11 protein-coding genes and 1 pseudogene are annotated in these 12,017 nt (G+C 70.0%); 9 read left to right on the top strand and 3 right to left on the bottom strand.

Annotated features, from left to right (window positions below; all coding sequences use genetic code 11):
• Positions 1 to 104: 104 nt before the first annotated feature.
• The 3 genes and pseudogenes from LIV37_RS41540 to LIV37_RS41550 form a co-directional block, all read left to right on the top strand.
• The gene (locus LIV37_RS41540) at positions 105 to 890 is read left to right on the top strand and encodes an electron transfer flavoprotein subunit beta/FixA family protein (RefSeq protein WP_121823816.1); all 786 of its coding nucleotides are present in this window, start codon (positions 105 to 107) and stop codon (positions 888 to 890) included.
• Positions 891 to 944: 54 nt separating this feature from the next.
• On the top strand, positions 945 to 1,907 hold the full coding sequence (locus LIV37_RS41545; RefSeq protein WP_121823815.1) for an electron transfer flavoprotein subunit alpha/FixB family protein: 963 nt from the start codon (positions 945 to 947) through the stop codon (positions 1,905 to 1,907).
• A pseudogene (locus LIV37_RS41550) lies at positions 1,901 to 2,786 on the top strand (thiolase family protein); the annotation flags it as partial. The gene LIV37_RS41545 and the pseudogene LIV37_RS41550, both read left to right, overlap by 7 nt.
• Positions 2,787 to 3,215: 429 nt before the next feature.
• On the opposite strand, the gene LIV37_RS41555 reads toward LIV37_RS41550, so the two are convergent.
• On the bottom strand, positions 3,216 to 3,938 hold the full coding sequence (locus tag LIV37_RS41555; protein ID WP_020873059.1) for a response regulator: 723 nt from the start codon (positions 3,936 to 3,938) through the stop codon (positions 3,216 to 3,218).
• Positions 3,935 to 5,116 (bottom strand): sensor histidine kinase, encoded by a 1,182-nt coding sequence (locus LIV37_RS41560; protein ID WP_158634846.1) that lies wholly within the window; start codon positions 5,114 to 5,116, stop codon positions 3,935 to 3,937. Before LIV37_RS41560 ends, LIV37_RS41555 begins: the two co-directional genes overlap by 4 nt.
• 316 nt (positions 5,117 to 5,432) lie before the next feature.
• Between LIV37_RS41560 and LIV37_RS41565 the strand changes: the two genes are divergently transcribed.
• The 5 genes from LIV37_RS41565 (at position 5,433) to LIV37_RS41585 (ending at position 9,902) form a co-directional block, all read left to right on the top strand.
• Positions 5,433 to 7,058, top strand: coding sequence for a hypothetical protein (locus LIV37_RS41565; RefSeq protein ID WP_121823882.1), 1,626 nt, complete (start codon positions 5,433 to 5,435; stop codon positions 7,056 to 7,058).
• Positions 7,055 to 7,498, top strand: a complete 444-nt coding sequence (locus tag LIV37_RS41570) for a FixH family protein (RefSeq protein WP_020873062.1) — start codon at positions 7,055 to 7,057, stop codon at positions 7,496 to 7,498. Before LIV37_RS41565 ends, LIV37_RS41570 begins: the two co-directional genes overlap by 4 nt.
• 58 nt (positions 7,499 to 7,556) lie before the next feature.
• A complete protein-coding gene (locus LIV37_RS41575; protein ID WP_020873063.1) occupies positions 7,557 to 8,714 on the top strand; it encodes a hypothetical protein in 1,158 nt (385 codons plus the stop codon).
• Positions 8,711 to 9,322, top strand: a complete 612-nt coding sequence (locus LIV37_RS41580; RefSeq protein ID WP_020873064.1) for a hypothetical protein — start codon at positions 8,711 to 8,713, stop codon at positions 9,320 to 9,322. The genes LIV37_RS41575 and LIV37_RS41580 overlap by 4 nt, the downstream gene beginning before the upstream one ends.
• Before the next feature lie 112 nt (positions 9,323 to 9,434).
• The gene (locus LIV37_RS41585; RefSeq protein WP_020873065.1) at positions 9,435 to 9,902 is read left to right on the top strand and encodes a nuclear transport factor 2 family protein; all 468 of its coding nucleotides are present in this window, start codon (positions 9,435 to 9,437) and stop codon (positions 9,900 to 9,902) included.
• A gap of 20 nt (positions 9,903 to 9,922) precedes the next feature.
• Here LIV37_RS41585 and LIV37_RS41590 read toward each other — a convergent pair whose 3' ends face one another.
• Complete coding sequence (locus tag LIV37_RS41590) at positions 9,923 to 11,044, bottom strand: FAD-dependent oxidoreductase (protein WP_020873066.1); 1,122 nt, start codon at positions 11,042 to 11,044, stop codon at positions 9,923 to 9,925.
• Between the two features lie 236 nt (positions 11,045 to 11,280).
• On the opposite strand from LIV37_RS41590, the gene LIV37_RS41595 reads away from it, so the two are divergent.
• Positions 11,281 to 11,817 carry a hypothetical protein gene (locus LIV37_RS41595; protein ID WP_121823881.1) on the top strand — a complete coding sequence of 179 codons (537 nt, stop codon included), beginning with the start codon at positions 11,281 to 11,283 and terminating at the stop codon, positions 11,815 to 11,817.
• Positions 11,818 to 12,017 lie beyond the last annotated feature (200 nt).

Raw genomic sequence — 12,017 nt, forward strand, 5'->3', positions numbered from 1 at the left:
TCGTTGACACTGAGTACCTTTACGCAGGGCACTGAGTGCCATACTCTCGTTCGGGTGCTCCACTGCGGAAACGCAGACAGTCGGGAACGGTGAGGAGAGCGGGCGTGAGTTTGAGGATCGTTGTCTGTGTGAAGTACGTGCCCGACGCCACCGGCGACCGGCACTTCGCCGAGGACCTGACCGTTGATCGCGATGACGTGGACGGTCTGCTCTCGGAGCTGGATGAGTACGCGGTCGAGCAGGCGCTGCAGATCGCCGACGAGGCCGATGAGGCCGAGATCACCGTGCTGACCGTCGGTCCGGAGGACGCCAAGGACGCGCTGCGCAAGGCGCTGTCGATGGGTGCGGACAAGGCCGTGCACGTCGAGGACGAGGATCTGCACGGCACGGACGCGCTGGGGACCTCGCTGGTGCTGGCCAGGGCGGTGGAGAAGACGGGTTACGACCTGGTCGTCTGCGGGATGGCTTCCACTGACGGCACGATGGGTGTGCTCCCGGCGATGCTGGCGGAGCGCCTGGGTGTGCCGCAGGTGTCGCTGTTGTCGGAGGTGTCGGTCGGGGACGGCATCGTGAAGGGGCGCCGTGACGGGGACACCGCGACCGAGCAGTTGGAGGCGCAGCTTCCGGCGGTGGTGTCGGTGACCGATCAGTCGGGTGAGGCGCGTTACCCGTCGTTCAAGGGCATCATGGCGGCGAAGAAGAAGCCGGTGACCTCCTGGGACCTGTCCGACCTCGACATCGAGGCCGAGGACGTGGGGCTGGAGGGTGCCTGGACGGCGGTCGAGGGTGCCACCGAGCGTCCGGCCCGTACGGCGGGCACGATCGTCAAGGACGAGGGCGAGGGCGGCAAGCAGCTCGCCGAGTTCCTGGCGGGTCAGAAGTTCATCTGAGCCGCGCTGCCCCTACCGCCCAGATCTTTCGCATTTCGCAGGAGAGCGATTCCCATGGCTGAAGTCCTTGTCTTTGTCGACCACGTGGACGGTGCCGTCCGCAAGCCCACCTTGGAGCTGCTGACCCTGGCCCGCCGCATCGGTGAGCCGGTCGCGGTCTCCCTCGGCGCCGGTGCAGAGAACACCGCGTCCGCTCTCGCCGAGCACGGTGCGGTGCGGGTGCTGACCGCTGACGCGCCCGAGTTCGCCGACTACCTCGTCGTTCCGAAGGTGGACGCGGTCCAGGCCGCGTACGAGGCCGTGTCGCCGTCCGCGGTGCTGTTCCCGTCTTCCGCGGAGGGCAAGGAGATCGCGGCCCGGCTGGCGGTCCGTATCGGCTCGGGGATCATCACCGACGCGGTGGACCTGGAGGCCGGTGAGGAGGGTCCGGTGGCGACGCAGTCGGTGTTCGCCGCCGCCTTCACGACCAGGTCCCGGGTCAGCAGGGGCACTCCGGTGATCACCGTGAAGCCGAACTCGGCCGCCGTGGAGGCCGCCCCGGCCGCGGGCGCGGTCGAGGTGCTTCAGGTGTCCTTCTCTGAGCGCGCCACCGGCACGAAGGTCGTCTCGCGCACGCCGCGTGAGTCGACCGGGCGCCCCGACCTGACCGAGGCCGCGATTGTGGTCTCCGGTGGCCGTGGTGTGGGCGGTGCGGAGAACTTCCCCGTCGTCGAGGCCCTGGCCGACTCCCTCGGCGCGGCTGTTGGTGCTTCGCGTGCGGCGGTGGACGCGGGCTGGTATCCGCATACCAATCAGGTGGGGCAGACGGGTAAGACCGTCTCGCCGCAGTTGTATGTCGCGGCGGGTATCTCGGGCGCGATTCAGCACCGGGCGGGTATGCAGACTTCGAAGACCATTGTGGCTGTGAACAAGGATGCCGAGGCGCCGATCTTCGATCTGGTCGACTACGGCGTGGTCGGCGACCTCTTCGAGGTCGTCCCGCAGCTGACCGAGGAGGTCAAGGCACGCAAGGGCTGACGTCGCTGCGCGCGCTTCTCGACCGGACCGGCATCGATCCGGGCTCCGTGGACGATGTGTACTTCGGCTGCGTGAGCCAGATCGGCGCGCAGACCGGCTACATCGCCCGAACCTCCTGGCTGGCGGGTGGTCTGCCCCAGCATGTTCCGGGCACGACCATCGACCGGCAGTGCGGCTCCTCGCAGCAGGCCGTGCACTTCGCGGCGCAGGCCGTGATGTCCGGCTCCGCCGACCTCGTCGTCGTGGGCGGGGTCGAGGCGAGAGCCTGGTGCCCCTCGGCAGCCCGGTCACCCTCGGCGAGCGCGAGGGCATGGGCAGTCCATACGCGGGGGAGGGCTGGCGGAGCCACTTCGGCGACCAGGAGATCTCCCAGTTCCGTGGGGCGGAGCTGATCGCGGAGAAGTGGGGCATCTCCCGGCAGGCCATGGAGCGCTACGCACTGGCAAGCCACCAGCGGGCACTGGCGGCCCAGGCGGGCGGGGTCTTCGCGGACGAGATCGCGCCCGCGTTCGGACTGGAGGCCGACGAGGGGCCCCGCGCCGACACCTCACTGGAGAAGATGGCGGGGCTCAAGCCGCTCACCGAAGGCGGCCGGCTGACCGCCGCGGTGTCCAGCCAGATCTCCGACGGGGCCGCCGCTCTGCTGGTCGCGTCCGAGGAAGCGGTGCGCCGCCTGGGCCTCGCCCCACTGGCCCGCGTGCACACCATGACCTGGTGGAGATCAACGAGGCATTCGCACCGGTGGTCCAGGCCTGGCTGGCGGAGACCGGCGCCGACCCGGAACGCACCAATGCCTTCGGTGGCGCCATCGCCCTGGGCCATCCGTTGGGTGCCACCGGCGCCCGGCTGATGACGACGCTGGTCCACCACGGCCATCGATTCCTTCTTCCGCCACTGAGCAGTACGGCGTCTTTTCATCGCCACCCGCCCGAAAATCAGTGGAGCCGCGCTCCCGTGTGGCGTTACCGTGCTCCCGCCCACAGTCACTCCGTCAAGGACGTCCCGTTGTACACCAAGTGAGCCCACCCGAGCGCTGATCCGTCGCGCGTCGCACATGTGCGCCGCGCTCCTTTTCGCTGTGGTCTTCTCACTGGAACCGGTGTAACTCTGTGTCCAAGAACTGGGCGTTCGTGCCCACCTTCCTGCCGATTCGCGGCTCGGTTCGACCCGAGCGGCCCGCCTGGCAGTCGCCGTACGGTCCGCCGCAGCCCCGGGCACACCGCGGCCGGTGGGCGCCTGAGCCGGGGGTGGGCACGTCTCGGTCCGCGCTGCGGCGTGGATACCCGTGCGGCCGGTGCGACTGATGTCTCATAGGGCGCGGTGACGGGCTCCTCCCCGGTGCCGCCCGGCTCTCTCCGAACCGGGCGGCAGGGGAGGAAGCGGTGCCACGAGTTGGTGGGCGGCCGCGTATATGACGGCTTGAGTGCGATCGCGCAGACCCAGTTTCGCCAGGATCCGGGAGACGTGTGTCTTGACCGTCTCGTCGCCGATGCCCAGCGCGCGGGCGATTTCCGTGTTGCTGTGCGCCTGGGCCACGAGGATCAGGACCTCGCGTTCGCGGGCCGTCAGTCTCTCGACTTCGGTGGAGGACGCGGGCGGCGCGATACCGCTGGCGAAGCGGGAGATGAGACGGCGCGTGACCGAGGGATCGATGATGGCATCACCTCTGTGGGCGATGCGGATGGCCGCGATCGTCTCCTCGGGAGGGACGCTCTTCAGGAGGAATCCGCTGACCCCCATGCGGAGGGCGCTGTAGACGTAGCTGTCGTCGTCATAGGTGGTGAGCACGATGACTTTCGTGGTGTTGCCCGGCCTGCCGAGGATGCGTTCCGCCGCGCGCAGTCCGTCCAGCCGCGGCATACGGATGTCCAGGATGGCGACGTCGGGGGCCAACCTGATGGTCTCTTCGACGGCTGCCCGACCGTCGGCCGCTTCCGCGACACAGCACAGGTCGTCCTGGGTGCTCAGGACCGCTTTCAGCCCCGAGCGGAACATGGCGTGGTCGTCGGCCAGGAGAATACGCAGGCTCATGTGCCGTCCATGGAGAGGGTGGCGGATATCTTCCAGTCGGCGCCGCCGTGTACCGGTCCGTACGAGACGAAGCCATTGAACATGCCGACTCGGCTGCTGATGCCTTCGAGGCCCCGGTGTGGAGAATCCGCCACGAGCCGCCCCGAGGCGGCGATCGGGTTGACCGCGGTGACCGTGATCCGCGAAGTGCCGTAGCGCAGGGTGATGTCCACGTGGCCGTCGCCGTGGCGCAGGGCGTTGGTCAGCATCTCCTGCACCACACGATAGACGGCGATGTCCAGGGAACCTTCCAGTTCCTGCCGGGTGCCCCGGACGCTGACGTTCGTCTCGAGGCCGGCCGCGGACACGACCTGGATGAGTTGGTCGAGGTCGCGCAGGCCCGGTTGCCGTGCGCCCTCGGCGGGGCTGTCGTGCAGGAAATCCAGCAGCCGGCGCAGGTCGAGGAGGGCCGCTCGGCTGGAGGTCTCCACCGCCGTGAGCGCGGTCGACACCGGCGACACCTCCTTGGCGGACAGCCCCAACCGGGCGGCTCCGGCATGCACTCCGATGGCGCTCACATGGTGGGCGATGACGTCGTGGAGGTCCCGGGCGATGGCACTGCGGTCCTCGGCGATGGCATTCGCGAGATCTTGCCGGGCCATCTCCCGCTCCCGGACGGCCCGCTGTTCCAGTTCGGCGATGTGAGCGCCCCGGGCGGTGGTGTAGCGGCCGACCAGCCAGGCGAGGAGGGTCCCTTTCACCGTGCTCAGCAGAATGGAGCGCCATTCGGTGAGATCGGTGGTGCAACCGAGTGTCCTGGCCCCGATGGATCCCGCGGCCAGGTAGAGGAGAGCCAGAACGGCGGGTCGGCCGTTCAGCCAGGCTCCGGCCCGATAGGCCGCGATGAGCATTCCGGCGTCGTTCAAGTCCGGCGGTGGGCTGCCGCCGGGCAGTACCAGCGCACCGGCCACGGCCAGTGCCGCCTGGGCGAGAGCGACGACTCCCGAAAGCCGGGCCGAACTCGCGAGTGCCGCGTCCACCAGGGCGATCCCCGCCAGCAGGCACCAGTAGGACACGGGGGGATACACATGCGAGCCCTCGTAGAAGAAGCTGAGCGTGTCCGCGAGCAGGCAGAAGCCCGCCACCATGAGGGACTGCCGGGTCAGGGACCCACTCGGGTCCCGAAGCTGAGCGGACAAGGCCCCTCTCTCAGGATGTCGGCAGGCCCGCACCGCGGGCATGCCGGAAGGCGGAATGTGCGGTCGGAGTGCCACGTTGTACGGGGCCGGTCGCACCAGGCATCCACTTATGGTGCACGAGCGGTACGGAAAAGCCTTCCCGCGCCTGGGGGAGGCGGCGTCCCCCGCGCGGGGGACCTGATGTGCCCCGGGTGCGTGACGACACCGCGTGGGGGCGGTTCTTAGTGTCTGCCGCGTGAACGACAACCCACCCCCTGTATCCGTTCGCGGCGGACGCACCGGCCGGAATCGCCTCGGCAGGTCATACGCGGCGCGAGTGGTGGCACCAGTGGCGGCGGCCGTGCTCTGTGTCCTGGGCCTGTCCGTCACCGTGGGATCCCCCGCATGGGCGGATTCCACGGCCGGAGGCGACCTACAGGTCGCGCAGACGCTCGGCGACCGCGACCTGACCCTCATCCTGCGGCGCGTCACCGGGCTGCCCGGCCCCTTGCGGGTGGATGTGCTCACCCATCGGGGCACCGCCGCGGGAACCCTGCGCCTGGGCGCCGTCCCCACGGGTGCGTCAGCGGATCGAGCGGAAGGTTCCTCGGCGGGGACCACCACCAGCACCGTCTCGGTCAAGCTCGGCAGCACGCCGGGGTCCTACGGTGCCGCCCTGGACATCGATCGGGCAGGCCCCTGGGAACTCGTCGTCGACGACGGATCCCGCACGGCGCGGATTCCCTTCACGGTGCCGGGCCAGGCCACCTCTCCGCCGGAACTCGCCGTGTTCGGCGGTTTCGTCACCGCCGGTGTGCTCATGCTGGTGACCCTGTTCGTCGCCGTCCGGGCCCGGCGCGGGGCCTGGGCGCTGCTTCCGGCGGGAGGTGTCGTGGCCGCGCTCGCGGTGGCCGTGACCGCCGCGCTGCTGTCCACTTCCTTGCCTCTGCCACCCGAGCCGGGCGGGCAGGTGGATGCCACGAACGACAACGTCACCGACCCCTATTCGGTCGTCCGGCCGGTGACGAACGACTACTCCCGGCCGCCCGCCTCGCTCGAGTTGGGTTCGTACCCGGCCAAGGCGGCGGAACGGGGCACGCTCCGGTTGAGCGTGAACGACGGCTCCACCGGCCTGCCCGCGGACGATCTCATCGTCCACGACGGTGCTCTGATGCACCTGCTGGTCATCGGACCGACCGGTGAGCTCTGGCACCTGCACCCCATACGCACCGCGCCCGGCACCTACGAGGTCCAGCTGCGGCTGCCCGCGGTCGGCCACTACGCCGTGTCCGCGGAGTTCGCCCGCCGCGGTGGCGGAATCCAGCATGTGCGCTCGGCAACCGGCCTGACCGTCGCCGACGGCTCCACGCGTGGCGGCGTTCCGGCCCTGCCCGCCGAACTCGCCCCGCGGGGACCGGGAACGCGGACGATCGACGGTGTGCCGGTGCGCCTGACGGCGCCCTCGCCCAGAGCGGGCGAGGCGAGCACCCTGACCGCGCGCGTCGGCGACACAAGGACGCTCCAGCCCTGGCTCGGCATGGTCGGCCACATGATCGTGGTCGGGCCGCTCGACCGGGCCGACGCGACCAGCCCCACACGCATGGGACAAGCCGCCCAGGGCGCACCCGTCTGGGCTCATGCGCACTCCATGGGTGGCGACATGAGCGGCGACCCCACACCCGGCATGGCAGGCGCTCCGGACCACGACATGGCCGCCATGCGACACGGGGCTCACTCGGGCGGGGACGAGGAGAGCATGGATTCGATGAGTGGGCTGATGCCCCTCAACGGCGACAGTCCCGCGGACGAGACCGTGGCCGCGTACGGGCCGGACGCCTCCTTCGTGTACACCTTCTCCCGTCCCGGCTACTACCGCGTGTGGATACAGGCCGAGCGCGACAGTGCCATCCTGACCGTCCCCTACCTCCTGCGCGTGTCCCCGGCGGCCGGAGCGGCGAAGTGAGCGCCCGCACCGCCTCCCGCACCCCCATGGCCCGGTTTCTGTACGGAGTCGCCGCGGCGCTGCTGACGGTGTCCCTCGCCATGGTGGCCACCGGATTCCTTCCGTCCTGGACGGACGATGGCATCTCGCTGACCGGGGGCGGTGCCACCGACGAAGTGACACTGACGGTGGCCCGGCCCCGCACCGGCGCCACGAATGTCGGCATCCGCCTCACCCCGCGCCGCGGAGGGCGAAGCGGACCACCGCCCACCATCACCGTGCAGGCCGTCATGCCCACTCATGGCCACGCGACGCCCGCGGCACGCGCACAGGCACACGGCCCCGGCAGTTACTCCACAGCCGTCCACTTGATGATGCCGGGGCGCTGGACCTTCCACGTCAGCGTCGACTACGGCACACGGCGCGACCAGTTCGACTTCCCTCTGGCGATCTCCGGCTGAACGACCAGCCGCACGACGCCTGTATCCGCTCCCGCACGGTCATGAGAAAGGCAGTCCCGTGAGCACAGCACTACCCGTCACCAGTACCAGTGGGGCGTCCCGGCCGTCCCTCGCTGTCAAAGTCTCCCGCGACAGCCGGACCGGCCCCATCGCCGCCAACACCGTCCTGGCCGGGACGACGCTGTCCCTGTTCGGCATCAGCTGGGACATTCAGTGGCACGTCGACGTCGGCCCGGACACCTTCTTCACGCTCTCCCACCTCATGCTGTACTCCGGCAGCGCCGTCGCCGGCATCGCCAGCCTGGCCATGGTCCTGATCGCGACCGCCGCCCAGCGCGCCGGCCGGCCCGTGGATCAGTTCCCCGGCGGCAAACCCGTACGCGTCCTCGGCGGGGTCTTCCGCGCCCTACTGGGCTATCTGATCACCGGGACGGGAGCCGCCCTGTTCCTTCTCTTCGGGCTTCTGGACCTGTGGTGGCACTCGCTGTACGGCTTCGATGCCGTGCTGGACTCACCGCCGCATATCGGGTTGTTCCTCTCGATCTCCTTCACCATGGTGGGGAGCGTCATCGTCTTCGCCGCGGCGCGCCACACCCGGTGGGGCCGAGCAGGCGTGATCGTCAGTGTCCCCGTGCTCATCGTCTTCAGCCCCATCACGACGAAGGCATTCGGCGCGCTCCCCCTGCCGGTGGACCCCGATCTCGTCGGGAACGTCCTCTTCTCCACCCTCCTGCTGATCCTGGGGACGCTCACCATCGGCCGGCGGATCACCGCACTGACGATCGCCGCGGTCCTCGGCGCCCTGCAGCTCGTCCTGTGGTGGTTCTCCCCCTGGGCGGCCCGTGTCTACGCCGACGCGACCGGTCTGCCGCTGCGCGACAACCTCGGCGACGATCCGCCCGAACTGCCCTCCGAGATCCCGGTGTTCATGCTCTTCGCGGCAGCGGCCATCACCGCACTGCTGTGGCTGACCAGGCAGCGGGGCTGGTCGGGCCGCATCGCGCCGCAGATCATGGGCGCCGGAGGCGGAGCCGTGCTCGGCCTCTCCCTCCCCGTCCAGAGCGCCCTGCTCGGCGGCTCCGGCCCGGACTCGGCCGAACTGCTGAGGATGACGGCCGTCGGTCTGGTGACGGGCGTCCTCGCGGGCTACCTCGCGGCTCGACTCGCCGTCCTGCTGCGCGAGCACTCCACCGCATCAGTCACGAAGGGCCGATGACCATGCGCTCCTCACGTTCACCACTGCTCCTCGCCTGGGCCTTCGCATCCGGGCGGGTGCGGGACCACGCACGCCGACTGGTACTGGCCACGGTCGCCGCACTCGCGCTGGTGGCGGTGCCGACCGCACCGGCCACGGCGTACGCCCCGGTCGGCGTCGTCCATACCGAGCGGGTACAGGCGGGGCCCTACACGGTCACCGTCGGGTTCTCCGAGTGGCCCTTGCGGGCCATGCAGTCACTCGACTTCACGTTCGCACCGGCCGACGGCATCGCGGGAAAGTCGGGCAGGCTCACCATCGACGGGCCCGGCCTCGACGCCGACGACCGGGAGACCCCGCTGAGCAGGCACCCTCGCAAACGGGATGTCTGGGGCCTGGATGTCCAGGCCCTGCCGGAGTCCGGCACATGGAGCTTCACCTTCGACATCGACGGCCGGGCCGGCCACGGCCGCGGCACCCTGCGGAACGTCACCGTGCTCGACCAGCCGGGCCCGCCCCTGGCCATCAGCTGGACCGTCTGCGCCATCCCGCCCATCGGGATGCTCGCCTACCTCGCTGTGGGGTGGCGGCGCAACAAGCCCTCCGAGCGGGTGGCCGCACTCGTGTGAGCCGCCGTCCGTAGTCGCCGCGTCGCCGCGCGGGTGATGTCGCGGCCGTCCCACGGATGGGTGGGTGTGATGGACCCTTCCTGAACCCTGCCCGCGTCCTCAGCGTCGAGTCATGAACGATGAACAGTTGATCGCGGACCTGCACAGCCGGTGGGTGTTCGGCTGGGAGCGCGACGAGGGAGACGCACCGTTCGACTTCCGGCACACCTTCGGCGAGTTCTACGACTTCGGCTCCCCGGACGTCCGACTCTACGACGACTTCGACCCTGAGCAGCGTGTGGCGACGACGGCCACCGGGTACGGCTCGATCTGGGAGCCCGTCTTTCACGACATGGTCTCCGCGCACCATGCCGTCGACGACGGCCCGCACGTCATCGCCGGTCACGATCTGGCCGCGTCCACCCTGACATTCGTGGCGCGGATCACCAGACCCGACGTCACCACGGATATTCGCACCACGACCTCGCTGGTCTGGCACCGAACGCCGGACGGCTGGCGGATCGTCCGCGAACACAACTCGGCCAAGGTTCTGCCCGCGGGGGAACTCGACGGCATGCTGCCGGCGCACGAGGCTCCCTGACCCCGTGCGCCGGCCGGGGCTCAGGAGGCCCGCTCGTCCCGGGCAAAGAAGTTGATCACGTCCTCCAGCGTGGGATGGTCAGGGTCTTCGGCCGTCGGGAGTTGCTCGGCACCGCGGGGGAACATCGCTTGTTCGTATGCGGAGAGCGCGGTCTCGATGTCGCCGGGGTGCGCGGCGAGGGCCTCACCGAGTTCGGCGCCGTCCAGCATGGCCAGGTTGGCGCCCTCGCCGTTCGGCGGTATGAGGTGGGCGGCGTCGCCGACCAGGGTCGCCCCCGGCACCCGGTCCCACCGGTGCCCGACCGGCAGCGAGTAGAGCGGGCGCAGGACCGGTGCGGTGTCGCTTTCGGTGATCAGGGCGGTGAGCTCCGGCGCCCAGCCGTCGAACGCCCGCGCGATCCGCGCGGCGGCCGCCGCGGGATCGGCGAAGTCGATACCGTCGAACCACTCCAGCGGCTCGGACAGCATCGCGTAGACGTGAAGGGTCCCGCCCTTCTCCCGTTGAGCCCCGATCTGCCGCTTGCCCTGATCGCCCGCGAACATCGACCCGCCACCGACCGCCTTCGCGGCAGCGGGGTGCCGCGTGTCGGCGTCGAACAGATAGGTCTCTACGAACGACGCACCCGCGTACCCGGGGACGGCGGGGGAGAGCACCGGCCGGACCCGGGACCACGCGCCGTCCGCGCCGACCAGCAGGCTCGTGACGACGGTGCCGCCGTCGGCGAAGGCCACCTCATGGCGGCCCTCGCCGAGGGCACGCACCCCGCTGACCTTGTGCCCCCACCGGACGGTGCCCGCCGGGAGCGAGTCGAGCAGCATCTGCCGCAACTCGCCGCGCTGCACCTCGGGGCGTCCGCCCGTACCGTCGTCGGGTTCGTCGATGACGACGTTTCCCAACCGGTCGAGGCCTCGTACCGCCTGGCGGCCCTCCAGGACGATGCCGTGGAACTCCTCCATCAGGTCGGCGGCGCGCACCGCCAGTTGGCCGTTGTAGTCGTGGATGTCGAGCATCCCGCCCTGCGAACGCGCCGTCGGCGAGGCCTCCGCCTCGTAGATGGTGGCCGGGATGCCGTGGACGTGCAGGACGCGGGCGAGCGTGAGTCCGCCGAGTCCGGCGCCGATGATCGTGACGTGAGTGGTCATGCTGATTCCTTGCCTGTCGCACGCCTGCCGGATGGGCGCCCGGCAGGCTCTCCGGCAAGGCTTCAGCCCTCCGCCGACAATCCACCGGCATCGGACCGACGGCCCCGACATCTCACTGACACCGTGGCATCATCCAGTGATCGCTCAACCGCTTGGCACGTGCGGCGGGTGCTAGCGTGAAGCGGACTCGGCCGGTCCGTCCGGCGAATCCGTGTCCTGACGGGGGACTTCTCACCATGCACCAGCAACCTCGCGTGGCGGCTTTCGGCGCGCTCGCCGCATCCGCTCTCCTCGCTCTCTCGGCCTGCTCCGGCGGCGGGTCGGACGACGCGTCGTCCGCCGCGGGGAAGTCCGCCGCCGGGAAGGAAACGAAGAAGGGCACGAGCAGCAGCGGTTCGCCGGGTTCGAAGAGCACGTCGTCGCCGTCCGCCGCGGCGGGCCGGTCGACCGGCGGATCGGACACCGCCCAGGCCGTCACGTCCAAGGTCGAGGTCAGTATCAAGTCGTGCCAGCTGCGCGATGCGTCCAAGCTGTTCGCGGTCGTCCAGCTCGACAACGCGAACGGTGCGGCGGACTACGCCTACACCGTCAAGGTCCGTTTTCTGAACTCCGCACACCCCGATCAGGCGGTCTACACCACCCTCACCCATCAGCCCGTCCAAGCCGGGGCCATGAAGAGCGCGCTCGCGTCCGCCGCGTGGAAGGGCGACTCCGCCGCGATGCCGAAGACGTGCGAGGTCGCCAAGGCGACCAAGGTGAAGACGGCCGGCTGACCCGGCCGCTACCGCGGGCGGCGAGGCACGGGGACTTTCGACTTGTTGAGGACAAAGTATGGACGGTTCAGGGGGATGTTCGTACGCTGGGCGTCGCTTTCGTACGGACGTCTGCGTGCCTCAGGGCGGAATGCCGCCGCACCACCCGTACGTGGATGAGCACCACTCTGTGACCGCGGTCCGCCGTCGGCCGCGCCGCC

This window comes from Streptomyces rapamycinicus NRRL 5491, assembly GCF_024298965.1.
GTDB lineage: Bacteria > Actinomycetota > Actinomycetes > Streptomycetales > Streptomycetaceae > Streptomyces > Streptomyces rapamycinicus.

Excerpts from the sequence above, each read along its gene's own strand:
- LIV37_RS41545 (WP_121823815.1), top strand. The coding sequence starts at position 945 with ATGGCTGAAGTCCTTGTCTTTGTCGACCACGTGGACGGTGCCGTCCGC.
- LIV37_RS41555 (WP_020873059.1), bottom strand. The coding sequence starts at position 3,938 with ATGAGCCTGCGTATTCTCCTGGCCGACGACCACGCCATGTTCCGCTCG.
- LIV37_RS41580 (WP_020873064.1), top strand. The coding sequence starts at position 8,711 with ATGACCATGCGCTCCTCACGTTCACCACTGCTCCTCGCCTGGGCCTTC.
- LIV37_RS41585 (WP_020873065.1), top strand. The coding sequence starts at position 9,435 with ATGAACGATGAACAGTTGATCGCGGACCTGCACAGCCGGTGGGTGTTC.
- LIV37_RS41590 (WP_020873066.1), bottom strand. The coding sequence starts at position 11,044 with ATGACCACTCACGTCACGATCATCGGCGCCGGACTCGGCGGACTCACG.
- LIV37_RS41595 (WP_121823881.1), top strand. The coding sequence starts at position 11,281 with ATGCACCAGCAACCTCGCGTGGCGGCTTTCGGCGCGCTCGCCGCATCC.